Genomic DNA, 24,102 nt, shown 5'->3' with positions numbered 1-24,102 from the left:
CGGCCTATCGCCGACGCGCAGCGGATTGTAAACCGGCTCTATGATTCCGGCGCGCCGGCGGCGCAGGATCCTGGCAGATCCCCGCCGGCCGCGCGCGTATCCACATCTGCAAGGTTGAGGCCATGGCGATCCACATCGTTTATCTGTCCCACGGCGGCAAGAAATACTACGACCAGACCCGCTTTTCCGTGTTGAGCCTGTTGCACTTGCTGCTGAAGCAGCAGCGGCAGGACGTGAAGATCATGGTGTACACCGACGCGCCGGACAGCGTGCCCGCGCACCCGCTGGTCCGCACGGAGACCTTGAGCCGGGCGCAATTGCAAGCTTATCGCGGCCAGTTCGACTATGTGCACCGCATCAAGCTGGAAGTGATGTTGAAGGCGGCGCGCGAACTAGGCACCGCCGTGCTGTACGTGGACTGTGACACCCGCTGGCTGCGCGTGCCGGACGAGTTGTTCGCCCGGCTGGAAGAGGGGAAGGCCAGCTGCATGCACGTCAACGAAGGCGTGTTTGGTCCCGGCTTCTTCCCGGACTATCTTGCCGCGGTGGACAAGCACGGCGCCGAGCTGCGCAAGATGGGGGTGGCCGACGTCCGGGGCCTGGCGATGTGGAACGCCGGCGTGGTCGGCGCTTCCGCCGACATGGTGCCCTTCTTCGAAACCGCCTTGCGCGTCAACGACTTCCTTCTGCCGCGCGTGGAAGCGCGCAACTGGACCGAGCAGCTGGCCTGGTCGCTGGTGGCCTGCGACGGCCGCGAGCCGCTGGCGCTGGGGGATGCGCTGCACCACTACTGGAACTACAGTTACGAGGCGCCGCTCTACTTGGCGGAGGTGTTCGCCGGCATGGAACCGGGATGGGACGTGGCGCGTCAGGCCGAGTACTGCGGCGAATTCGCCTGGGACGAGTCGCGCTTGAAGACGATACAGGCCGATCCCGAACATAAGCGCCAGCGCCGCCGCAACAAACTGCGCAATTCCATTTCCAAGCGCAAGGTGGATTGGCGCATTCTGATCGCCCGGCTGCGCGGCGCATTGCCGTCGGCCGATTGAAACCGTTTGAACGAGACTCATGCTCACTTATTCGGAACAATCCCAAACTCTGGCCAAGCCCACGGAAAAACCGTGGATCTTGCTGCTGTTGTGTTTTGTCTGGCTGTGGCCGGGCATCATAGGCCACGACCCATGGAAGCCGGACGAACCCTTCGTGCTGGCGGCGGTGCAGGGCATGCTGGACACCGGCAATTGGCTGTTGCCCACGGTGCAAGGCGCGCCCTATCTGGATAGCCCGCCCTTGTACTATTGGGTGGCGGCCATCATGGTCAAGCTGCTGTCTCCCTGGTTGTTGGCGCCGCACGACGCGGCGCGGCTGGCCACGCCCTTGTTCATGGCCCTGGCCTTGCTGCTGGCCGGCATGGCCGGCCGCGACCTGATCGGCCGCCGTCACGGCCGCAGCGTGGTGATGGTGCTGATAGGTTGCGTAGGCCTGGTGGAAACCGGCCATCAGCTCACCTCGGTGGTGGCCGGCTTCGCCGGTTTCGCGGCCGCCTTCTACGCCTTGTCCTTAACCCTGAGGTCGCCCGGCATGGCCGGCGCTTTACTGGGCGCGGCCAGCGCGGCGATCTTCCTCAGCGCCAGCCTGATGGAGCTGATGTTGCTGTGGATGGTGGTGTTGCTGCTGCCGGCCTTCTCCGCCTGGCGCAGCAAGCAGTATGCAATCACCGTGCTGCTGGCGCTGTTGATCGCCGCGCCCACTTCCTTGGTGTGGCCGCTGGCGCTGGCCAAGAGCCATCCGGACGCATTCAGCCTCTGGTGGAACGACTACTCGCTGGGACAGCTCAACGGCTTCGGCCGGGTGCAGCTGTTTCACGACTTCGGCTACTACAGCCTGAACGCCCTGTGGTTCGCGTTCCCGGCCTGGCCGCTGGCCGGCTGGACCCTGTACCGCAACCGGGAGAGGCTGGATCAGGCGCGCTTGCAACTGCCGCTGATGTTCTTCGCCGTGGTGCTGATTCTGCTGACCTTGTCCAGCCGGCCCAATATGACCTACGCTATGCCGCTGCTGCTGCCGCTGTCCTTGCTGGCGGCGGTGGAGCTGGACAACCTCAAGCGCGGCGCGGCGGCCTTCCTCAACTGGTTCGGCCTGATGACCTTCGGCTTCTTCGCCCTGCTGGTGTGGTCGGGCTGGGCGGCGATGAACTTTGGCTGGCCGCGGGGCCTGGCCGGGCGCGCCCAGTACTTCAGCCCGTATTACCAAGCCCATGTCTCCAGCTTGGCTGCGGTGTGCGCGGTGATCGCCACCCTGGTGTGGCTGTGGGCGTTGACGCGCAAACATTTGCGCGGCCGTCAGGCCATCAGCAACTGGGCGGCGGGCCTGACCCTGCTGTGGGGCTTGGGCATGACCTTGTGGCTGCCTTGGTTCGACGCCGCCAAGAGCTACCGGCCGGTGGTGGAGCGGATGATGAAGGCGCTGCCGGCCAACGCCGCCTGCGTGGCGACCGAGAGCCGCAATCAGCTGGCGCTGATCAGTTGGCGCTATTACGCCGGCCTGGATCTGGTGCCCTATCCAGCGGGCAACGCCTCGCCTTGCGACTACCAACTGGTGGTGCGCTCTGAGGACGAGGGCATTGCCGAGCCGGGCTGGGAGGTATTGTGGTACGGCTCCCGGCCGCGCGAGCAGAACATGATGTTTGCGCTGTTGCGGCGTATTCATCCGCATTAGCAAGAAAACCCCCGCATTTATTCATGAATGCGGGGGTTTTTCATTGACTGCGCGCCGGTTCAGCTTTGCAGTTCTTCCAGGTTCTCGAACAGCTTCAGCGCTTCCGGGTTGGCCAGCGCGGTGACGTTGCTGACCGGTTGGCCGTGGATCACGTTTTTCACCGCCAGTTCGACGATCTTGCCGCTGATGGTTTTGGGAATGTCGGAGACGGCGATGATCTTGGCCGGCACGTGGCGCGGGCTGGCGCCGGTTTTGATCTGTGCCTTGATCCGCTGCTGCAGGTCTTCGTCCAGCCGCGCGCCGGCGCGCAGACGCACAAACAGCAACACGCGCTCGTCGTCCTGCCATTGCTGGCCGACGGCGATGCTCTCCAGCACCTCGTCGAAAGCCTCCACCTGGCGGTAAATTTCGGCAGTGCCGATGCGCACGCCGCCGGGGTTGAGCACTGCGTCGGAGCGGCCGTAGATGATCATGCCGTCGTGGGCGGTGAGTTCGGCGTAGTCGCCGTGGCACCAGATATTGTCGAAACGGCCGAAATAAGCTTGGCGGTACTTGCCGCCGTCGGCGTCGTTCCAGAAGCCCACCGGCATTGACGGGAAGGGGCGGGTGCACACCAGTTCGCCCTTCTCGCCGCGCACCGGGCGGCCGTACTCGTTGTAGATGTCCACCGCCATGCCCAGGCCGCGGCATTGCAACTCGCCGCGATAGACCGGCAGGCTGGCGCAGCCCAGCGCGAAGCAGGACACGATGTCGGTGCCGCCGGACACCGAGGCCAGATTGATGTCGGTCTTGATGTTGGCGTAGACCCAGTCAAAGCTTTCCGCCACCAGCGGCGAGCCGGTGGAGAACACTGCGCGCAGCGAATCCAGCTTCCATTCCCTGGCCGGCACGATGCCGCTCTTGCGCAGGCCGTCTATGTATTTGGCCGAGGTGCCGAAGTGCGTGAAGCGTTGCCGCTCGGCATAGTCCCACAGCGTGCGGCCTTCGCCGACGAAGGGCGAGCCGTCGAACAACATCAGCGCCGCGCCGGAAGCCAGGCCGGACGCCAGCCAGTTCCACATCATCCAGCCGCAGGTGGTGAAGTAGAACAGGCGGTCGCCGTGGTGCACGTCGCCGTGCAGCTGCTGTTCCTTCAGATGCTGCAGCAGGGTGCCGCCGGCGCCGTGGACGATGCACTTGGGTTTGCCGGTGGTGCCGCTGGAATACAGGATGAACAGCGGGTGCCTGAACGGCAGCCGTTCAAAGTGCAGCGCTTGCGCTTGATACGCGGCGGTGAAATCCGTCAGGGTAACGGCCTTGGGCACGTTTTCCGCGAACACGCCGGTTTCGCCCAGATACGGCACCACGATGATTTGCCGAACCGAGGGCAGCGCCTCCGCCAGCGACGCCATCTTGGAGCGGATGTCCACCGCCTTGCCGGCGTACCAGTAGCCGTCCGGGCAGAACAACAGCTTGGGCTCGGTCTGGCCGAAGCGTTCCACTGCGCCGTCCACGCCAAAGTCCGGAGAACAGCTGGTCCACACCGCACCCAGGCTGTTGGCGGCCAGCATGGCGGCGATGGTTTCCGGCATATTGGGCATGAAGCCCGCCACGCGGTCGCCTGCCTGGATGCCGGCGCCGCGCATGGCTTGCTGCAGCAGCGACACTTGGGCGCGCAGCTCGCGCCAGCTCCAGCGCCGTTGCAGCTTGTCCTCGCCCCAGAACACCAACGCGTCGCCGTCGTCGTTGCGGCGCAGCAGGTTTTCGGCGTAGCTCAGCCGCGCTTCCGGAAAGAAACGGGCGGCCAGCATATTGTCGCCGTCGCTCAGCGCCGTTGAACCCTTGTCGCCGATCACGCCGCAGTAATCCCAGACCAACGACCAGAAGCGGGCCGGATCGGCCACGCTGGCGCGCCACAGCTCGGCGTAGCCGTTTAGCTTGCGGTCATAGGCCAGCTCGGCCAGCTTGGTGAAGGCGGTCAGGTGGGCGCCGGCCAGGCGGCCGGCGGAGGGGGTCCAGATGGGCGTGTCGGGGGTCATGCTTTCTCCTGATATTTTCTCCGCGCGCCGGCCCATGGACGGGCGGCGGCTTGTTATTGCTCCGGTTTGGCGGCGCGTTTGTCGGCAAAGGCGTAAGCCAGCTTGGAGGCCGGCGGTTTGCCCAGCGCGTCGGCGATGAACCAGGCCGTATCCACCAGCGCGGCCAAATCGACGCCGGTATCGTGGCCCTCGCCGTGCAGCAGGTAAACCACGTCTTCGGTGGCGACGTTGCCGGAAGCTCCCTGAGCATAAGGGCAGCCGCCAAGGCCGGCAACAGAAGAATCGAATGTCATCATTCCCGCGTTCAAACACGCATGAATATTGCTGATCGCCATGCCGTAAGTGTCGTGAAAGTGGCCGGCAAGCTGTGTGATTGGCACAGCCTTGCTCACTGCGTCCAGCATCGCCAGCACGCTGGACGGCGTGCCCACGCCTATGGTGTCGCCCAGCGATATTTCATAACAGCCCATGTCCAGCAGGCGCGCGGCCACTTCCGCCACCTTGGCCGGCGCGATGCGGCCTTCGTAAGGACAGCCGACTACGCAAGACACATAGCCGCGCACCGGCACGCCGGCCGCCTGCGCGCGCGCCATGACCGGGGCGAAGCGTTGCAGGCTTTCGGCGATGCTGGCGTTGATATTCCGCCGGCTGAAGCTTTCGCTGGCGGCGCCGAACACGGCGATTTCACGCGCGCCGGCGTCCAAGGCGGCCTCCATCCCCTGTTCATTGGGCACCAGCACGGGGTAGGAAACCGGCCCGGCCAGGTCCAGGCCGGCCAGCACCTCGGCGCTGCCGGCCATCTGCGGCACCCATTTGGGCGAGACGAAGGCGCCGGCTTCTATGCTGCGCAGGCCGCTGGCGGCCAGGCGGCGGATCAGCTCCAGCTTGACCGCGGTGGACAGCGGCTGTTTTTCGTTTTGCAGTCCGTCGCGCGGACCCACTTCCACAATCTTCACATGCGGCACTTCGGCTCTCCGTTAGCGGCGGCGCGGCTGCACCGGGATGTAGATATCCATCTGGCGTTGAGGCTGGTCCGGCGCGCAGCGTCCGTCGTAGCGCTCGAAGGTGCCCAGCGGCGCTTGTTCCCATTGTTTAGACGCCGGCAGCCAGTCCTGCATGATGTAGCGCCAGGCGGCCTGGATCGCCTGGCCGAACTCGGCGTCGCTGCCGGCCGGCTGGGTGGTGAACACCGCGCACTTGGCCGGCGGCGTGCGCCGCTGCTCGCAGCCGGGTGGCAGCGGCAAAGGCTGCGCGCATTCCATCCCTATCATATAGCCGAAGCGGCCCGTGTCCGGGTCGAAGTCGTGGATCAGCCCGTATTCGACGGCGTCGGCGCGGCCCAGCGCCGCCAGCAGCGGCTGGCGCAGCGTGGCCGCGTATTCACCCCAGAACTCGGGGATCTGGCGCAGGTTGTCGCCGTTCTCCATCCGGGTGGCGATGCTGTAGCCGGCGAGGTTCAAGCCGGGGTGATTGATGATGATGGGGTCCATGAGGTTCACTCCGCTTCGAAGTCGACCAGTTCGTCGCCGTCGTTGACCTGCTCGCCGGTGCCGAAATAGAAAGCCTTGACCACGCCGTCCGCCGGCGCGGGGATGGTGTGCTCCATCTTCATCGCCTCCAGGATCAGCAGCGGGTCGCCCTTGTTGAGCTTAGTGCCGGTGGCGGCCAATAGGGCGACGATGCGGCCCGGCATTGGCGCTTTCAAATGGGTTTCGCCGTGTACCTCCTCGGCGGCCACCGCCAGCGGGTCCAGCCACTGCGCCTCTAGCCGGCGGCCGGCGGCGAACAGCACTCGTTGTTGACCGTTGCGGGCGACGGCGGCTTCCAGTTGTTTGCCGTCCAGCCGCGCGCGCAGCGTTCCACCGTCCAGGCGGCCGGCGGCGGAGAAGTGGCGGCCGGCGGCTAGGATCTCGAAGCTGTCGCCCTGATGGCACAGCGTCGCAGGGTAGTCTTGGCCGTCGATGTGGAAAACGAGCTTGCGGCTGAGCGCGCCGTTGAGCCGCCAGCCGGCGGCCACCGGGTAGCCGTCGGGCGCGGGCAGCGCTTCGGCCAGGGCCAGCAGCGCCAGTTGTTCGGCGTCGGGCGCGCTTGGCGGCGGCAGCAGCGCGTCGTGATGGCGGGCAATCAGGCCGGTGTCCACCTGGCCGCCGGCGAAGCTGGCGTGCTGCACGATGCGGCGCAGGAAGGGAATATTAGTGGTGACGCCGGCCACTTGGTAGTCGGCCAAGGCCGCGTCCAGCCGCTGCAGCGCCTGGACGCGGTCCTCGCCCCAGACGATGAGCTTGGCGATCATCGGGTCGTAGAAGGGCGAGATGCTGTCGCCGGCGGCCACGCCGGTGTCGATGCGCACGACGTCGGATTCCGCCGGCGCGCGCAAGTGATAGAGGGTGCCGGTGGCGGGCAGGAAACCCTTGTCCGGGTCTTCGGCGTAGATGCGCGCCTCGATGGCGTGGCCGTTGATGCGCAGCTGCTCTTGGCTCAAGGGCAGCGGCAGGCCGCTGGCGACGGCCAGTTGCCAGGCCACCAGGTCTTGCCCGGTGACCATCTCGGTGACCGGGTGTTCCACCTGCAGCCGGGTGTTCATTTCCATGAAGAAGAAGCGGCCGGGGCTGCCGTCGGCCAGCACTTCCATGATGAATTCCACGGTGCCGGCGCCGACATAGCCCACCGCGCGCGCGGCGGCGCAGGCGGCCGCGCCCATTGCTTCGCGGGTGGCCGGCGGCAAGTCCGGCGCAGGCGCTTCCTCCAGCACTTTCTGATGGCGGCGTTGCACGGAGCAATCGCGCTCGAACAGATACACGCATTGGCCCTGGCGGTCGGCGAACACCTGGATTTCCACATGGCGGGAGCGCGGCAGGTATTTCTCCACCAGCACTTTGTCGTCGCCGAAGCTGGCGCGCGCTTCGCGCTGGCAGGAGGCCAACGCCGCTTCGAAGTCCGCGGAAGCGTCCACGATGCGCATGCCCTTGCCGCCGCCGCCGGCGCTGGCCTTGATCAGCACCGGGTAGCCGATGGCGTCGGCCTGGCCGCGCAGGAAGTCCGGTTCCTGGCGCTCGCCGTGATAGCCGGGCACCAGCGGCACCCGGGCCTGTTCCATCAGCGCCTTGGCCGCGGATTTGCTGCCCATCGCGGCGATGGCGGAGGCGGGCGGGCCGATGAAGGCGATGCCCGCGGCTTCGCAGGCTGCGGCGAAGTCCTCGTTCTCGGACAAGAAGCCGTAGCCGGGGTGGATGGCTTGCGCGCCGCTGCGGCGGGCGATGTCCAGGATCAAGTCGCCGCGCAGATAGGAGTTCGCCGCCGGAGCGGGGCCCAGCCGGTAGGCTTCGTCGGCCAGTTTGACGAAGCGGGCGTCGGCGTCGGCGTCGGAATGAACGGCGACGGTGGCGATGCCGAGCGCGCGCGCGGTCTTGATCACCCTGCATGCTATCTCGCCGCGGTTGGCGATCAGTATTTTATTGAACATGGTCCGTCCCTTGTTTCTTGTTCGCGTCATGACCAGTTGGGCGGCCGTTTGTCGAAGAAAGCGGCCAGGCCCTCGCGCGCCTCGGCGCCGGCGCGAACGCTGGCGATCTGACCGGCGGTGTCCTCCAGCAATTGATCGTCCCAGGGCGAGCCCTCGCGCAGCATGGCAAGCAAGTCCTTGGCCGAGGACAGCGCCTGCGGCGCGCCCTGGGCCAGCGCCTCGGCAATGTCGGCCACGCGCGCGTCCAGCGCCTCGGCTGGCACCACCTCGTGCACCAGGCCGATGCGCAGCGCCGTGGCGGCGTCTATGCGCTCGGCGGACAGGAAATAACGCCGCGCCTGACGCCAGCCTATCGCGTCGGCCACATAGGGGCCGATGGTGGCCGGCACCAGGCCCAGCCTCACCTCGGTCAGGCCAAACTTGGCGGCCTCGGTGGCGATGGCCACGTCGCAGACCGCCGCCAGGCCGGTGCCGCCGGCCAGCGCCGCGCCGTGGATGCGGGCGATCACCGGCTTTTTGCTGCGGTAGACGCTCTTGAGCATGGCGGCCAGCCGCTGAGCGTCGGCCAGGTTCTGCTCCTCGCTGTAACCGGCGGCGCGGCGCATCCAGTCCAGATCCGCGCCGGCGGAAAAGCTCTTGCCGCGGCCGGCCAGCACGATGACGCGGCAGTCCGCCTGCAATTGCAGATGGGTGAAGGCGGCGGTCAGCTCGGCGATCAGGGTTTCGTTCATCGCGTTGTGGATGTCCGGCCGGTTCATCCAGATCGTCGCGGTCTTGCCGCTGTGTTCGATTTCAAGCGTGGTGTAGCTCATCGGTATCGCCTCTCGCCGTCACATCCGGAACACGCCGAAGCGCGTGCTTTCCACCGGGGCGGACAGGGCCGCCTCCAGCGCCAGACTCAGCACTTCGCGGGTTTGCGCCGGGTCTATCACCCCGTCGTCCCACAGCCGCGCGCTGGCGTAATAGGGGTGGCCCTGGCGTTCGTATTGTTCGCGCACCGGTCCTTTCAGCGCTTGTTCCTGCTCGGGGCCGAAGGCGTCGCCCAGTTGTTCTTTCTTCACCTGGGCCAGCACGCCGGCCGCCTGTTCGCCACCCATCACCGAGATGCGGCTATTGGGCCACATCCACAGGAAGCGCGGCGAATAAGCGCGGCCGCACATGCCGTAGTTGCCGGCGCCGAAGCTGCCGCCTATCAGCACGGTGAACTTGGGCACGCGGGCGCAGGCCACGGCGGTGACCAGCTTGGCGCCGTCCTTGGCGATGCCGCCGTTCTCGTACTTCTTGCCCACCATGAAGCCGGTGATGTTCTGCAGGAACAGCAGCGGAATGCCGCGCTGGCAGCACAGCTCGACGAAGTGCGCGCCCTTGAGCGCGGATTCGGAAAACAGGATGCCGTTGTTGGCGATGACGCCGACGCGGTAGCCGTTGAGGCGGGCGAAGCCGGTGACCAGGGTGGCGCCGTAGTTCTGCTTGAACTCGTCGAACTCGGAATCGTCCACCAGCCGGGCGATGATTTCGCGCACGTCGAAGGGTTTTTTTGGGTCCGCCGGGATCACGCCGTAGATCTCCTCGGCGGCGTAGCGCGGCGGACGCGGTTCGGCACGGTCCAGCTCGCCCTGTTTGCGCCAGTTGAGGCTGGACACGATGCGGCGGGCGATGGATAGTGCGTGGGCGTCGTTTTGCGCCAGGTGGTCGGCCACGCCGGACACGCGGGCGTGCACATCGCCGCCGCCCAGTTCTTCGGCCGTCACCACTTCGCCGGTGGCCGCCTTCACCAGCGGCGGGCCCCCCAGGAAGATGGTGCCTTGTTCCTTGACGATGACGGTTTCATCTGACATTGCCGGGACATAAGCGCCGCCGGCGGTGCAACTGCCCATTACCACCGCAATTTGCGGAATGCCGGCGGCGGATAGATTGGCCTGGTTGTAGAAGATGCGCCCGAAGTGCTCGCGGTCCGGAAACACCTCGTCCTGCAAGGGCAGGAAGGCGCCGCCGGAATCAACTAGATACACGCAGGGAAGACGGTTGTCGCGCGCGATTTCCTGGGCGCGCAAATGCTTCTTCACCGTCATCGGGTAATAGGTGCCGCCCTTCACCGTGGCGTCGTTGGCGATGATCAGGCAATCCACGCCGGCGATGCGGCCGATGCCGCTGATCAGGCCCGCGCCGGGCGCGTCGTCGTCGTACATGCCGAAGGCGGCCAGCTGGGACAGTTCCAGAAAAGGCGCGCCGGGGTCCAGCAGCAGATCGATGCGTTCGCGCGGCAGCAGCTTGCCGCGGGCGGCGTGCTTGGCGCGCGCCTTGTCGCCGCCGCCCAGCGCGGCCTTGGCCACCTTGTCGCGCAGATCGGCTACCAGCGCGCGCATCTTGTCGGCGTTGGCCTGGAAATCCGCCGCGCGCGGCGAGAGTTTGGATTCGAGGATGGGCATATCGTTTTACCTTGTCATTCGCTATCGACGAGGCGCACTGTCAAGTCTTGCTGGAGTGCGGCCGAGTGCGGCGGGAGAAAAGGCCTGAGGCAAGGCTGCGCAACGAGGCATCAGGCATTTTATCCGCCGCGACTACCGGGTTTCCGCCATCAGCTCGCGCCCAATCAACCAACGCCGAATCTCGCTGGTGCCGGCGCCGATCTCGTACAGCTTGGCGTCGCGCAGCAGGCGGCCAGTGGCGTATTCATTGATGTAGCCGTTGCCGCCCAGGCACTGGATGGCGTCCAGCGCCATCTGGGTGGCGCCTTCCGCCGCGTACAGGATGGCGCCGGCGGCGTCCTTGCGGGTCTGGCGGCCGGTTTCGCCGCGGTCCAGCGCCTGGCCCACCGCGTAGACATAGGCGCGGCTGGCGGACAGCTTGACGTACATATCCGCCAGTTTGCCCTGCATCAGCTGGAAATCGCCGATGGCCTGGCCAAACTGCTTGCGGTCGTTCAGATACGGCACCGCGATATCCATGCAGGCCTGCATGATGCCCAGCGGGCCGGCGGCCAGCACCGCGCGTTCGTAGTCCAGGCCGCTCATCAGCACCTTGACGCCGTTGCCTTCGCCGCCCAGCACATTGGACTCCGGCACGAAACAGTTGTCGAAGAAGATGGGGTAGGTGTTGGAGCCGCGCATGCCCAGCTTGTCCAGCTTGCTGCCATGGCTGAAGCCGGCGAAGCCGCGCTCCACGATGAAGGCGGTGATGCCCTTGGCGCCGGCGTTGACGTCGGTCTTGGCGTACACCACCATCACATCCGCGTCGCCGCCGTTGGTGATCCACATTTTGCTGCCGTTGAGCAGGTAGCCGCCGTCGGCCTTGTCCGCCTTCAGCTTCATGCTGACCACGTCGGAGCCGGCGTTGGGCTCTGACATCGCCAGCGCGCCGACATGCTCGCCGGACACTAGCTTGGGCAGTAGCCGGCTTTTTTGCTCGTCGTTGCCGTTTTTGTGGATTTGGTTGACGCAGAGATTGGAGTGCGCGCCATAGGACAGGCCCACCGAGGCGGAGGCGCGGCTGATTTCTTCCATGGCGATCATATGGGCCAGATAGCCCATTTGGGTGCCGCCGTATTGCTCGTCCACCGTCATGCCCAGCAGGCCCAGATCGCCGAACTTGCGCCACAGGTCGGCCGGGAACAGGTTGTCGCGGTCGATGTCGGCGGCGCGCGGGGCGATTTCGCTTTGGGCGAAGTCGCGCGCGGTTTCGCGCAACATGTCGTAGGTGTCGCCAAAGGCGAAGCGCAGGCTGCTGTACATGGTTTCTCTCCTCTGATGGGCGCGCGTATTTCGCGTGATATGCTCTATCATTGCTTACGTTTACGTAAGCGTCAACATGGCGGCGACGGAAACCGGCGCGAAACCGTTATCATGGCCTGGTTTGCATGCAGAGAACAGACAATGACGATATGGGTGGACGCGGACGCCTGTCCCAAGGTGATCCGCGAAACATTGTGCCGGGCGGCGCAGCGCACCGGCGTGGAGCTGGTGTTTGTCGCCAATCAGCTATTGGCGGTGCCGAAAGCGCCCAACATCCGCGCCTTGCAGGTTCCCAAGGGTTTTGACGTGGCGGACAACGAGATTGTCCGCCGCATTGCGGCGAACGATCTCTTGATCACCGGGGACATCCCCTTGGCGTCCGAGGCCTTGGGCAAGGGCGCGCAGGCGCTGAACTGGCGCGGCGACGTGTATTCGCCGGACACCATCGCCGCGCAGCTGACGATGCGGGATTTCATGGACACGCTGCGCGCCAGCGGTGTGCAGACCGAAGGCCCGCCGCCCTTGAGTCAGGCGGACCGCCAGGCTTTCGCCCATCAGTTGGATATCTGGCTGGCCAAGCGGCGGGGCTGAGGCGGCAGCTGTTGTGGAGGAGTGGGGCGCCGCAGGCGATCCCTGCCAGGGATTCCTCCCGGTTCCCCAACAACAACGCCCCCAAGCGGGGGCGTTGCAGAGAGCGGCGCGGGAATCAGGCTTTGCCCAGATGCGGCTCGGCTTCGAATGCCTCGTCCTTGGCGGCGCCCGGCTGACGAATGGTCAGCGAGAACAACAGCGCGACGATCAACAGCGCCAGGATCAGGTGGAAGGTGGCCAGGAAACCACCGAACAGCGAGGCGACGATGGAGCCGACGATGCTGCCGATGCCGAAGCCCAGATAGATCACGCCGTAGTTCTTGGTCAGGTTGTTGAGGCCGAAGAAATCGCTGACTAGCGACGGATAGACGGTGATGGTGCCGCCGAAGCTGAAGGCGACGCAGGCGATGGCCAGGAAGAACAGGGTGGCGTTCAAGGGCACGAACAACAAGGTCAGCATGCCGGCCAGCGCGGCAATCTGGGCGATGGTGATGACCCGGATGCGCGGCATCTTGTCGGAGAGGATGCCCAGCACCAGGCGGCCGGACAGATTAGCCACCGCGATGACCGCCACGGCGTTGGCGGCGGTCAGCGTCGGCAGGTGCACATAGCTTTCGCCGATGTCCTTGGCCACGCCGATCACGTACAGGCCGCTCATGCACACGGTCAGGAACATCAGCGCCAGCATCCAGTACTGCGGCTGGCGCATCGCCTCGGCCAGCGTGTAGTCATGGCTGGCGTTCTGCTGCGCGGCGGCTTGTTGCTGCGGCGCGTCCCGCATCAGCAGGCTGCCGGCCACCACCATGGTCATGGCGATCAGGCCCCACAGTTCAAAAGTGGTTTCCAGGCTGAAGCGGGCCAGCAACGCCAGATTGATGTATTTGAAGCCCAGGCTGCCCAGGCCGTAAGCGCCGATGGCGCAGGCGGACACCAGGCCCTTGCGTTCCGGGAACCATTTGACGCAGTTGGACAGCGTCAGCAGGTAGCCGGCGCCGTCGGCCAGGCCCACCAGCACGCCGGCGCAAAGGTAAAGCATGACCAGATTATTGGCCTGGGCGGTGAGGAAGAAGCCCAGGCCCAGCATCAGGCCGGCGCCCAGGGTGACGCGCTGCACGCCGAAGCGTTCCTGCAATTTGCCGGCCAGCGAGGAGGCCACCGCCAGCGCCAGGCTCAGCAGGCCGAAGGCGAAAGCCACTTGGCTGACCGGCTCGGACAGCTTGGCGGAGAGTTGGGCGTTGAACAGGCTCCAGGTATAAACGGAGCCTAGGGCGAACTGGGTGAGGACGGTGCCGGCCAGGGTACGGTAGCGGATAGAGTTTGAGGCGTTCATGGCGCTGCTCGCTTAAAGTCATTACTGTTAGTGTGACTATAAGCCTGTGCTTATGTAGGGGGCGTGGCGGCGGCATGAGATGCAGGCGGCGCGGAATGAAGTGCAGATTCGGAGGCGTCAATGACTGGGCTTGGAAAGGGGATTTTCGCCTGTTCGCAGGGCTGTGCTGCTGCGGTGGGATCGCGGCGGGTTCAAGGGGTGAACTTAATGGCTGGCGGGATGATCTACCTTGCCTGATTTCTTGGAAGGCATTGAAGAGCATTATGGTTAAGGCCGATAAGAGACGGCAGGGGTTCGACGCCCTATCGGACGGCTTGGGGCGGATGTCCGATGAAACAATCAAACGCGTGGTGGCCAACGGCGATCCGGTTCATGTCGGGATGGGAGGCCGGGGGGCGTTGGTACGGCTGGATGGAAGGCCGGTGTTCGTCAAACGGATAGCGCTGACGGATCTGGAGCTAGAGCCTTCCCGATGTTTGTCGACGGAAAATCACTTTGAATTGCCGCTGCGTTACCAATACGGCATCGGTTCCGTCGGTTTTGGCGCATGGCGGGAGCTGGCTGCTCACCGCTTGGTCAGCGAACAGGCGCGGCGGGGCGACACTCCGTGCTGCCCGCTGCTATACCATTGGCGCGTTTTGCGAGATGAACCGACCGGCATCAGCCTGGCTGCTTGGGAAAGCCTGGAGACATACTGCGCGTATTGGGATGGGGATGAGGCGATCCGGCGCAGAGTGATGGCGATTCAGGACAGCTCCTCGTCTTTGTTCTTGTTCATGGAGTATGTTCCGCAGACGTTGTTTCAGTGGCTGGGCAGCAAAGTGGGGCAGGGGGAGTCCGCCGCCTCGGCCATCCTACAGATAGAGCGGCAGTTAGAGGCGTTGTGTGCTGATCTGCGCGAGATGGGGGTGGCGCATTTTGATTTGCATTTCGCTAATTTGCTGACGGATGGCGAGCGGATTTATTTAAGCGACTTTGGTCTGGCGTTGTCGGATCGTTTCGTATTGAGTGGCGATGAGGCGGATTTTCTCGCCGCCCATCGCGGCTATGACGCCGCCTGCGCGTCTCTTAGCTTGGTTCATTGTCTTATCGCCCATGCCTATGGACGGCATGACTGGTTTGGCGTCGGCGATTGGGTCGAGTCGTTGGACGATTATTTGCGGGGATATCGTAGAATCTTTCCCGCCGCCGTGGATGGCCTTTTGGACAAGCATGCCGCCGCCGCGGTCCGTATGGATGCGTTTTTTCACGCCGTTCGGCGTAATAAGTCCCAGATCTGGCCCGCTCTCTAGAACGGGCGCTCGGGCGTCTTGTTCAAAGATGCATCAACTGCCGGAAAGCCTTGATATTGCTGCGGCTGACCGGAATCTCCGCCTTCAGGTCGTAGAGCTTGATGATGTAGGTGCTATTGAGCCAGGGCGCGATTTCGCGGATTTTGTGGATGTTGACGCAGTAGGAGCGGTGGCAGCGGAAGAAGCTGTCGGCCGGCAGGCGGGCGACGAATTCGCTGATGCTCATCGACATCACATAGCGGTCGTGCGCGGTGTAGACCAGGGTGACTTTCTCATCGGCCTCGGCGTAATAGATCTGTTCGCAGGGAGTGACGATGATGCTGTCGCCCTTGACCAGATTGACGGTGCGGCTGGCGGTTGGGGCCTCGGCCGGCGCGGCGGCGGCCGGTGGGGTTTGCGCTTCCAGTTTGGCCAGTAGATTGATAATGCGGGCTTCGTTGTAGGGCTTGAGGATGTAGTCGAAAGCCTCCACTTCAAACGCTTCCACCGCGAATTCCTTGTAAGCGGTGACGAAGACGATGCGCGGCGGCCGCGACGATTTGTGCAGGTTCTTGGCCAGCAGCAAGCCGTCTATGGATGGGATGTTGATGTCCAGGAACACCACGTCCACTTCGTGTTCCTGCAGGAATTTGAACGCCTCCAGCCCGTCCTCCACGCTAGCGACGATGTCGATGCGGCTGTGCTCGCGGATCAAATAGGCCAGCTCCTCGCGCGCCAGGTACTCGTCTTCCACGATCAGGGCTTTCAGCATGTCGGCTCCTCGGCGGCGGGCAGGTCGAAACAAACGGCGGTGCCGGGCTCCAGCCGGGTCAGCCGTAGACCTTCTCCGTACAGTAGTTTGAGCCGCTGGTTGACATTGCTCAGGCCTATGCTGCGGCTGGACAGCGTGCCGGCGGCCACGCCGTCCAGCACTTCCTGGCTGACGCCGTAGCCGGTGTCGCGCACGCAGACATGGACCTTGGCGCCGTCGCGCTTGACCGCGATGCTGACCCGGCCCGGCTCCTTGCGCGGCTGGATGCCGTGCAGGATGGCGTTTTCCACCAGCGGCTGCAACAGCAGGCTGGGGATGCGCACGTGCACGTCGTCGATATCGAATTCCACCGTCAGCTTGGCGCCGAAGCGCGCCTGTTCTATCGCCACGTAGTCGCGCACTTGTTGCAGTTCTTCCTGGATGTCGATGAGCCGGTCGCCCAGCGACAGGTTGTAGCGCAGGTAGTCCGCCAGGTTGGAGATCAGCTGGCGCGCCTGCTGCGGCTGAATGCGGATCAGCGAGGAGATGGCATTTAGGGCGTTGAACAGGAAGTGCGGGTTGATTTTGCTTTGCAGCGCGCTGAATTCCGCCTTGCGCGCCATCTCTTCCAGTTGTTTGACCCGCGACACTTCCATCTGGGTGGAGATCAACTGGGACAGGCCCACTGCCACTTCGCGCAACGGCGTGCTGATGCCGTGGCTCTTGCGGTAGAAGATTTTCAGGGTGCCGCTGACGCCGGCTTTTTCGCGCAGCGGGATGATGATCACTGAGTGGAAGTCCGCCAGGTGGTATTGCTGCAGATTGTTTTCGATGATGATCTGGTCGCCGGCGATGGCCTGACGGGTGATGGCGCCGATGGCGGAGTGCTCGTCCATCTCGTAGTAGTCCTTGCCCAGGCCCACATAGGCCAACACGTCCGAGGTGTTGGTAATGGCCACCGCGTCGGCGTCCAACTGGTCCCGGATCACGGTGCAGACCTGGACCATGGCGTCGCGGTCCAGATTCTGGAAATAGGGCAGGGTGCGGTTGGCGATGGTCAGCGCCAGCTTGGCCTGGCGCGCGGCCAGCAGCTCTTTTTCGTCGTTGACGTCTTGCACCAGCTTGATGATCAGGCCGACGCACACGGTGCCGAAGATCATCGGGAAGGCAATGTGGCGGACGATGGGCACGCTCACCGCTGGATCGGTCAACAGCAGGATCAGGCCCATGGTCAGCCCCTCGCACAACATGCCGGCCAAAATGCCGTACAGCCACAGCCGGCTCCTGCCGGCGCGGAAGTGTATCCAGGTGGCCAGCAGGCCGGCGCAGACGCTGGAGATCAGGCAGGGCAGCGAGGTGTAGCCGTTGATGTCTATCAGGTAGCGGTGCAGGCCTGAGACGATACCGGCCGGTATGCCCACCCAGGGGCCGAACAGAATGCCGCCGGAGAGGATGGCGATGATGCGCACATTGACCAGCGAGCCGTCCACCGGAATGCCGGTATAGGTGCTGAACACGGCGAACAGGCAGAACAGCAGCGATACCGCCGCCAGTTCGGCCGGACTGTGGTCTTGTTTGCGCAGCAGATGTTGAAACGGGCGGGTGCGGGTAAGGAAGAACAGCGCCATCAACATCAGCGCCGCCCGTTCGAACACCGCCAGCAGCATGGTTTGGTTTTCTATCATGGCGTCGGGAGCGGGGCGGCCGCGCCCGGTCGGGCCAGCCTCAAGCCCTGATTTTAAGCCATGCGGGACACTTTGACCGCAGGTGGGCGCAGATTAGGCGGGCGTCATGCCGCTGGAGGCTCCAAGACCGCCAGCAATTCCGCCAGCTTGCGGTCCAGCGCGTCCTGGCTGCGCTGGTTGAGGCCGGACAGGATGGCGTGCTCATTGGCCACGTGGGCGGTGACGGCGCGGTCTATCAGTTCCAGCCCGCTCTCGGTCAAGCGCACCAGGGTGCTGCGCGCGTCCTCGGCGCAGGCGGCGCGTTCGATCCAGCCCTTGCTTTCCAGCACTTTCAGCCGGTGGGTCATGGTGCCGGAGCTGATCATCAGCGAGGAGAACAGCGCGGTGGGCGCCAGGCTGTGCGGCGCGCCGGCGCGTCTGAGCGTGGCCAGCACGTCGAACTCCCATCCGCTGAGCCCGAATTGCTCAAAAGTGGCGTCCAGCCTGTGCTGCAGCAGCGCGGAGCAGCGGCGCAGCCGGCCGATCAGGCCCATCGGCGCCACGTCCAGGTCCGGCCGTTCTCGGTGCCACTGCGCCAGGATGGCGTCCACGGCGTCGCCGGCGTTCTGTTGCGTCATACGTATTCCTTTATCTTGAATTCAAGATTTTATTTGTCTTGAATTCAAGGCAATGTTATCTTGAATTCAAGTTAGTTTTCGATGCGATTATAAGCGATTGCGAAAGGAATGCCCATGTCTGCGCGCCTGATGGCCTCCCGTTGGAGCGATGTATTGTTGACTGCGCTGGCTCCGGCGATCTGGGGCTCCACCTATATCGTCACCACCCAGTTGCTGCCACCGGACCGGCCGTTCACCGCCGCCTTGCTGCGGGTGTTGCCGGCCGGCCTGTTGTTGATCCTGGCCGGCCGCCACCTACCGCGGCGCGGCGAGTGGGGGCGTCTGCTGGTTTTGTCCGCCTTGAATATCGGCGTGTTCCAGGCGCTGTTGTTCGTGGCCGCCTACCGTTTGCCGGGCGGCCTGGCCGCGGTGCTGGGTGCCACCCAGCCGCTGTTGGTGATGGGCCTGGCCTGGGGGCTGGACAGCCGCCGCCCGGCGCGGGTGGCCGCCTGGGCCGGCATCGCCGGGGTGGCGGGCATGGCGGCCTTGCTGTTGTCGCCGGGCGCTGTTTGGGACGGCGTAGGCATGTTGGCGGCGCTGGGCGGCGCGGTGGCGATGGCCAGCGGCACTTATCTGACCCGGCGCTGGCGGCCGAGCGCGCCGCTCGCCGCCTTGACCGGCTGGCAACTGGCCTTGGGTGGGCTGATGCTGGCGCCGCTGGCCTGGGTGCTGGACCCGGCCTTGCCGGCGCTGGGCGCGACGCAGTGGCTGGGTTACGGCTATCTCTGCCTGTTCGGCGCCTTGCTGGCCTATTTATTGTGGTTTCGCGGGCTGGCGCGGCTGTCGCCGGTGGCGGTGTCCTCGCTGGGCCTGCTCAGCCCGCTGACGGCGGTGCTGTTGGGCTGGCTGCTGCTGGGGCAGGCCTTGGGGCCCTTGCAGCTGGCGGGCCTGGCCACGGTGCTGGCCAGCGTGCTGGCGGTGCAGCGTAGCATGGCCGCGCCGCCGCCGGCGGAGAAGCAGATCATGGCCGGCGCGGCGCGCGCGCGGTCTTGAGCGGTAATGGAATCAATCAGAAACAATCAGATAAGGAGTCTGTTCATGAAGAGCGCTTTGCAAACCCTGCTGGACCAGCGTGTGTCGGCCAATCACTTTGATCCCTCCCATGTGTTGGCGGACACGGAGATCGAGCAGTTGCTGAACGCCGCCACCCGCGCGCCGTCGGCCTACCACTTGCAGAACTGGAAGTTCGTCGCGGTGCGCAGCGCCGAGGCCAAGCGTCGTTTGCAGGCAGCCAGCTACGGCCAGCAAAAAGTGGCGGACGCGGCGGTGACCTTCATCTGCTGCGGCACGTTGAACGCGCATCGCGGGCTGGAGGCGTCGCTGCGGCCAGCTGTGGACGCCGGCATCCTGCCGCCGGAGGTTAGCGACAGCTGGCTGCGCGCAGCAGAGAAGGCCCTCCGGGACGACGCGCGCGCGCAGCGCGACGAGGCGATCCGTTCCGCCTCATTGGCGACGATGGTTTTGCTGCTGGCGGCGGAGGAGCGCGGCCTGGCCAGTTGCGCGATGGGCGGTTTCGACGCGGCCGCGGTGGCGCGGGAGTTTGGCCTGGGCGGGGACGAGTTGCCGGTGATGCTGGTGACGGTGGGGCGGGCGGCGGGCGGCAATTGGCCGCAGAAGCCGCGCCGGCCGGTGGCCGAGGTGATGGTGTGGGCTTGATGGTCTGTTTACGATATTTTTTGATCGGAATTATTGTTAAGGCATTGAGTCCGCTACGCGGATGATGATTTAGGGCCGGCTCCGCCCCGCGAACGGAAAGGGGAATTTGCGCGGCCAAATTCCCCTATCAACTGAGCGAATCAAAGATTCTCTCAGTGATAGCGCGCTAACGTCGCGGTGCTCGAACAAGCAGCCGCTTAAAACGAGCGTAGCGAGGTTTCTGCGTAGCTAAAACCTCGGGCCTGCCACCCGCCGGCAGGCTTGAAGGGACCCGGGGGCATCGGATACGTGGTTTCCTATGTATCTAGCGACGCTTTACCACTCTTAATCGAAAGATCGTGAGCTGGTTTTGAGAGCCGGACGCTAAGTCCGCCGCTATCAGGCGCTGCGCGCGGCTGGCGGCTGCGCCAGCACCGTGCGGCAGTGGTTTTCCAGGCGGGTGATTTCTTCCAGCACCGCGTCGATGTCGCGGCGTTGCTCTTCCAGCTGGCGGCGGCGCTCCAGTACCAAGTCCAGCAGTTTTTGCGACTGGCTGGCCTCGTCGTGGGCCAGTTCATACATGTCCAGGATTTCGCGGATGTCGGACAAGGATAGACCGATGCGCTTACCGCGCAGTATCAGCTTGAGCCGGGCGCGGTCGCGACGGTTGAATACCCGCTGGCGGCCGTCGCGCTGGGGTTCTATCAGGCCTTGTTCTTCGTAGAAGCGGATGGTGCGCAGGGTGACGTCGAAATCGCGCGCCAGGTCGGAGATGCTGAAGAATTCGGGTTCGGTCATGGTGTGTTCCAAGGCAAGCGGCGATTGTAGCTTTTTTTTAACGCGTTCTCAGTTCTAGCATGATTTACGTTTACGTAATCGTCAACTTGTGGGATGAATGAAAAAAACAAAAGCGATACGTACCGTCTACCAGGAGAGGATACGTACCGTCTACCAGGAGAGAGAGATTCGATGACCCTGCCCAGCTATGTCCACGGCGCCAGCCCGCAGCCCTTGATCGGTCAGACCATAGGCCAGTTGTTTGACCAGACCTGCCGCGAGCATGCGCGCAGCGAAGCCTTGGTGGTGCGCCACCAGCAGATACGTTGGAGCTACGAGGAGCTGCGAGAGCATGTGGACCGGCTGGCCTGCGGCCTGATCCGGCTGGGGCTCAAGCCAGGCGACCGCATCGGCATCTGGTCGCAGAACAACGCCGAATGGGTGCTGACCCAGTTCGCCACCGCCAAGGCCGGGCTGATCATGGTCAACATCAACCCGGCCTATCGCCGCTCCGAGTTGGAGTACGCGCTGAGCAAGGTGGGCTGTCGCGCGCTGGTTCTGTCGCCCAGCTTCAAGAGCAGCGACTACCTGGCGATGGCGGCTGATCTGCTGCCGGAGCTCGCCGTTTGCGAGCCGAGCCGGCTTAAGTCCGCCGCCATGCCGCAGCTGGAGATCGTGGTCCGCCTGGGCCAGCAGCGCACGCCGGGCATGCTCAATTTCGCCGATTTGATGGCCGTGCCGTCGGCGGAGGAGAAAGCCGGGTTGCAGCGCTTGGGCGAGACGCTGCAGTTCGACGATGTGATCAATATTCAGTTCACCTCCGGCACCACCGGCAGCCCCAAGGGCGCCACCCTCACCCATCACAACATTCTGAACAACGCCTACTTCGCCGGCGCGGCGATGGCGTTCGGCCCGGACGACCGGCTATGCATTCCCGTGCCGCTTTACCACTGCTTCGGCATGGTGCTGGGCACCTTGCTGTGCCTGACCCACGGCGCGACCATGGTGTTTCCGGCGGAGAGCTTCGATGCTCAGGAGGTGCTGCGCGCGGTGCAGGAAGAGGGGTGCACCGGCTTGCACGGGGTGCCGACAATGTTCATCTCGGTGCTGGACCGCCCGGATTTTTCCGATTACGACGTGTCCACGCTGCGCACCGGCATCATGGCCGGCAGCCCGTGTCCCATCGAGGTGATGAAGCGGGTGACCAGCCAGCTCAACATGAGCCAGGTCACCATAGGCTACGGCATGACGGAAACCAGCCCGCTGAGCTTTCAGAGCGCCACCGACACGCCGCTGGACAAGCGCGTGGCCACGGTGGGGCGCATTCACCCGCACGTGGAAGTGAAGATAGTGGACGTGGAAGGGCGCATCGTGCCGCGTGGCCAGAGCGGGGAACTGCACACCCGCGGTTATTCGGTGATGCCGGGCTATTGGGGCGATCCGGCCAAGACCGCCGAGGCGATAGACGCCGCCGGCTGGATGCGCACCGGTGACCTGGCGGAGATGGACGCCGACGGTTACGTCAATATTGTGGGCAGGGTCAAGGACATGGTGATCCGCGGCGGCGAGAACATTTACCCGCGCGAGGTGGAGGAGTTTCTCTACCGCCATCCCAAGATTCAGGACGTGCAGGTGATTGGAGTGCCGGACGATAGATTCGGCGAGGAATTGTGCGCCTGGATCCGGTTGCGCGACGGCGAAAGCGCCAGCGCCGACGATATCCGTGCTTTTTGCCAGGGGCAAATCGCGCATTACAAGATCCCGCGTTACATCGAATTCGTCGATAGTTTCCCGATGACGATTACCGGCAAGATCCAGAAATTCGTCATGCGCGAGAAGATGAAGGAGAAGTTGGGGCTGGCGGACGGCAAAACCGCCTGACTCGCCGCAAGCGATGGGAACAAAAGCCCCGGCTTGCCGGGGCTTTTTGGCTTACAATGCCGCCAGACTGATCTTTAAGCTGAGGAATCCATCATGACTACCGTATTCAACGACGCCGATCTGCTGCGTCTGGAAAACCTGCTGACCCCCTTGTCCGCCAGCGGCAGTACCATGCGCCCGGACGAAGTGCAGGGCTTTTTCGCCGCTCTGGCGTGCGGTCCGGACGCGGTGGACGCCGATTTCTGGCTGGAGGAAGTGCTGGGCGACGCGCCGGCCTTTGAGAGCGAGGACGACGCGGCTGAACTGAAAACCCTGCTGCAAAAGCTGTACGACGCCACCACCGCCGCGCTGGCGAGCGGCAAGGAACTGGATCTGATCCTGTACGCTGAAGACGATAGCGACAGCGACGAGCCGGACTACTGGCCTTGGGCCAATGCCTTCCTCTACGCGCTGGACGTGGTGGACACCGACTGGTTCGAAGTGGCCGACGAGGACGAGGGTTTTGAAAGCCTGATGATGCCTATGCTGGTGTTGGGCGGCGCTTTCGAGCAAGAGGACGGCGAAGATCTGCTGACCTTCAGCGACGAGGAAGTGGAAGGCTACAAGGAAGAACTGCTGGAGGCCTTGGCCGCGGTTTACACTTACTGGCGCGCCAAGGAGCAGGCGCCCAGCACCGTGCGTCGCGAAGGCGATAAAGTGGGCCGCAACGATATCTGCCCCTGCGGCAGCGGCAAGAAGTACAAGGCCTGCTGCGGCCGCAACTGATTTTCCGCGCACCGCGCCGGGAGCAAAAAAAGGAAGCCATTCGGCTTCCTTTTTTCATGCTGGGGCGCCTCGGCGCTTGCTGAAATTGTTAAGTACCGGGCGCTGCCGCGGACTTTAGCGCGCGTTCGGCTGCCTCCCGTGCGTTGAGACGGTCGATGTAGTCGAATACATCCAAAAGAGAGGTGGTCAGCGCCAGCACTTGCTCCAGCAGGCTGAAGAAGCCTTCCCAATAGCCTTTGGCGGCGCTGTTGTCGCTAAAGTCGATGTCCGCGGCGATTTGAGCGAGCAGATTGTGCAGACCGTCTTCGGGGTTGTCCTGCAAATACTTGATGAAATGTCCTGCGAATTCGCGGCCCAGCAAATGTGCGGCGTGTTGGTCGTCTATGGGCGGAACTTGCCAGCAATGGACGCCGCGCCGGTTGGACGCGTTGCCGGCAAACGGCAATTCCGCGCGGGATGTTGGGTCCGGGTCTGGACGGTAATGGCGGCGGGATGGGGTTTTGATCGACATGATCACCTCCGTGTAGCGGTTTTTCATTGCCACCCCCACGGCCAAGCGGAGGTGGCAGACCGAACAGGGTTGGCCGACCGGACTACACGACTCCGGCACACCCGCTAAGGTGTCCCCACCCGGCCCGCCATTGTGAGCGCGCACGAGTGCAGCGATCCAAACGCAAGACTCAAGCGCTTGTTCGCAGTGTAGTTCGCCGGACGGCCAAGTCCGGTGCCGCGAGGAACGGCACGGCAGCGATTGTGCACAGTTGCCAGCTGCCGGGTCAAGGCGCAGGCCGGGCGTTAAAAGCCCGTCAATGCTTGCTTACGCGGTCGGT

The 24,102-nt window shown here is 64.4% G+C and carries 21 protein-coding genes; 8 read left to right on the top strand and 13 right to left on the bottom strand.

Annotated features, from left to right (window positions below; translation table 11 throughout):
• The first annotated feature begins 122 nt into the window (after positions 1-122).
• Positions 123-1,049: a hypothetical protein gene (locus DXT74_RS19550; protein WP_043634309.1), complete on the top strand. Its 927-nt coding sequence runs from the start codon at positions 123-125 to the stop codon at positions 1,047-1,049.
• 19 nt (positions 1,050-1,068) lie between these two features.
• Entirely contained in the window at positions 1,069-2,718 is a 1,650-nt protein-coding gene (locus DXT74_RS19545; protein WP_194426819.1) for a glycosyltransferase family 39 protein, read from the top strand.
• 59 nt (positions 2,719-2,777) lie between these two features.
• On the opposite strand, the gene DXT74_RS19540 is transcribed toward DXT74_RS19545, so the two are convergent.
• The 7 genes from DXT74_RS19540 to DXT74_RS19510 all read right to left on the bottom strand — a co-directional run bounded on the left by DXT74_RS19540 (position 2,778) and on the right by DXT74_RS19510 (position 11,930).
• The gene (locus DXT74_RS19540) at positions 2,778-4,736 is read right to left on the bottom strand and encodes an acetoacetate--CoA ligase (RefSeq protein WP_194426818.1); all 1,959 of its coding nucleotides are present in this window, start codon (positions 4,734-4,736) and stop codon (positions 2,778-2,780) included.
• 53 nt (positions 4,737-4,789) lie between these two features.
• A complete protein-coding gene (locus tag DXT74_RS19535) occupies positions 4,790-5,701 on the bottom strand; it encodes a hydroxymethylglutaryl-CoA lyase (RefSeq protein ID WP_043593852.1) in 912 nt (303 codons plus the stop codon).
• 12 nt (positions 5,702-5,713) lie between these two features.
• On the bottom strand, positions 5,714-6,226 hold the full coding sequence (locus DXT74_RS19530) for a GyrI-like domain-containing protein (RefSeq protein WP_194426817.1): 513 nt from the start codon (positions 6,224-6,226) through the stop codon (positions 5,714-5,716).
• A gap of 5 nt (positions 6,227-6,231) precedes the next feature.
• Positions 6,232-8,199 carry an acetyl/propionyl/methylcrotonyl-CoA carboxylase subunit alpha gene (locus DXT74_RS19525; protein WP_194426816.1) on the bottom strand — a complete coding sequence of 656 codons (1,968 nt, stop codon included), beginning with the start codon at positions 8,197-8,199 and terminating at the stop codon, positions 6,232-6,234.
• A 26-nt stretch (positions 8,200-8,225) separates the two neighbouring features.
• A complete protein-coding gene (locus DXT74_RS19520) occupies positions 8,226-9,011 on the bottom strand; it encodes an enoyl-CoA hydratase/isomerase family protein (RefSeq protein ID WP_194426815.1) in 786 nt (261 codons plus the stop codon).
• Positions 9,012-9,029: 18 nt separating this feature from the next.
• Positions 9,030-10,628 carry a carboxyl transferase domain-containing protein gene (locus tag DXT74_RS19515; RefSeq protein ID WP_194426814.1) on the bottom strand — a complete coding sequence of 533 codons (1,599 nt, stop codon included), beginning with the start codon at positions 10,626-10,628 and terminating at the stop codon, positions 9,030-9,032.
• Positions 10,629-10,760: 132 nt separating this feature from the next.
• The gene (locus tag DXT74_RS19510) at positions 10,761-11,930 is read right to left on the bottom strand and encodes an isovaleryl-CoA dehydrogenase (protein WP_194426813.1); all 1,170 of its coding nucleotides are present in this window, start codon (positions 11,928-11,930) and stop codon (positions 10,761-10,763) included.
• A gap of 141 nt (positions 11,931-12,071) precedes the next feature.
• Here DXT74_RS19510 and DXT74_RS19505 point away from each other — a divergent pair, with 141 nt between their 5' ends.
• Positions 12,072-12,521 carry a YaiI/YqxD family protein gene (locus DXT74_RS19505; protein ID WP_194426812.1) on the top strand — a complete coding sequence of 150 codons (450 nt, stop codon included), beginning with the start codon at positions 12,072-12,074 and terminating at the stop codon, positions 12,519-12,521.
• A gap of 115 nt (positions 12,522-12,636) precedes the next feature.
• On the opposite strand, the gene DXT74_RS19500 is transcribed toward DXT74_RS19505, so the two are convergent.
• Positions 12,637-13,851 (bottom strand): MFS transporter, encoded by a 1,215-nt coding sequence (locus tag DXT74_RS19500; protein WP_081556030.1) that lies wholly within the window; start codon positions 13,849-13,851, stop codon positions 12,637-12,639.
• A gap of 95 nt (positions 13,852-13,946) precedes the next feature.
• Here DXT74_RS19500 and DXT74_RS19495 point away from each other — a divergent pair, with 95 nt between their 5' ends.
• Entirely contained in the window at positions 13,947-15,143 is a 1,197-nt protein-coding gene (locus DXT74_RS19495; RefSeq protein WP_194426811.1) for a protein kinase family protein, read from the top strand.
• 22 nt (positions 15,144-15,165) lie between these two features.
• Here the strand turns inward: DXT74_RS19495 and DXT74_RS19490 are convergent, their stop codons facing one another.
• The 3 genes from DXT74_RS19490 to DXT74_RS19480 form a co-directional block, all read right to left on the bottom strand.
• Complete coding sequence (locus tag DXT74_RS19490) at positions 15,166-15,894, bottom strand: LytTR family DNA-binding domain-containing protein (RefSeq protein WP_194426810.1); 729 nt, start codon at positions 15,892-15,894, stop codon at positions 15,166-15,168.
• Positions 15,888-17,558 (bottom strand): sensor histidine kinase, encoded by a 1,671-nt coding sequence (locus tag DXT74_RS19485; protein ID WP_043634261.1) that lies wholly within the window; start codon positions 17,556-17,558, stop codon positions 15,888-15,890. Before DXT74_RS19485 ends, DXT74_RS19490 begins: the two co-directional genes overlap by 7 nt.
• 104 nt (positions 17,559-17,662) lie before the next feature.
• Positions 17,663-18,175 carry a MarR family winged helix-turn-helix transcriptional regulator gene (locus DXT74_RS19480; protein ID WP_081556026.1) on the bottom strand — a complete coding sequence of 171 codons (513 nt, stop codon included), beginning with the start codon at positions 18,173-18,175 and terminating at the stop codon, positions 17,663-17,665.
• A 129-nt stretch (positions 18,176-18,304) separates the two neighbouring features.
• Between DXT74_RS19480 and DXT74_RS19475 the strand changes: the two genes are divergently transcribed.
• Together DXT74_RS19475 and DXT74_RS19470 are read left to right on the top strand one after the other, a co-directional pair.
• A complete protein-coding gene (locus DXT74_RS19475) occupies positions 18,305-19,207 on the top strand; it encodes an EamA family transporter (protein WP_196783923.1) in 903 nt (300 codons plus the stop codon).
• Positions 19,208-19,252: 45 nt separating this feature from the next.
• Positions 19,253-19,870 (top strand): nitroreductase family protein, encoded by a 618-nt coding sequence (locus DXT74_RS19470; RefSeq protein WP_194426808.1) that lies wholly within the window; start codon positions 19,253-19,255, stop codon positions 19,868-19,870.
• 378 nt (positions 19,871-20,248) lie between these two features.
• Here DXT74_RS19470 and DXT74_RS19465 read toward each other — a convergent pair whose 3' ends face one another.
• Positions 20,249-20,647, bottom strand: a complete 399-nt coding sequence (locus DXT74_RS19465) for a MerR family DNA-binding transcriptional regulator (RefSeq protein WP_194426807.1) — start codon at positions 20,645-20,647, stop codon at positions 20,249-20,251.
• A 171-nt stretch (positions 20,648-20,818) separates the two neighbouring features.
• Between DXT74_RS19465 and DXT74_RS19460 the strand changes: the two genes are divergently transcribed.
• Positions 20,819-22,507, top strand: coding sequence for an AMP-binding protein (locus DXT74_RS19460; RefSeq protein ID WP_194426806.1), 1,689 nt, complete (start codon positions 20,819-20,821; stop codon positions 22,505-22,507).
• A gap of 93 nt (positions 22,508-22,600) precedes the next feature.
• On the top strand, positions 22,601-23,272 hold the full coding sequence (locus DXT74_RS19455; RefSeq protein ID WP_231138226.1) for a UPF0149 family protein: 672 nt from the start codon (positions 22,601-22,603) through the stop codon (positions 23,270-23,272).
• An 88-nt stretch (positions 23,273-23,360) separates the two neighbouring features.
• On the opposite strand, the gene DXT74_RS19450 is transcribed toward DXT74_RS19455, so the two are convergent.
• A complete protein-coding gene (locus DXT74_RS19450) occupies positions 23,361-23,783 on the bottom strand; it encodes a hypothetical protein (RefSeq protein WP_194426805.1) in 423 nt (140 codons plus the stop codon).
• Positions 23,784-24,102: the final 319 nt, after the last annotated feature.

It is taken from the genome of Chromobacterium sp. Rain0013, from assembly GCF_015291765.1.
Taxonomy (GTDB): Bacteria; Pseudomonadota; Gammaproteobacteria; order Burkholderiales; family Chromobacteriaceae; genus Chromobacterium; species Chromobacterium haemolyticum.
Note: the sequence above shows the minus strand (reverse complement) of the source record. Positions and strands in the feature narration are given on the sequence as shown.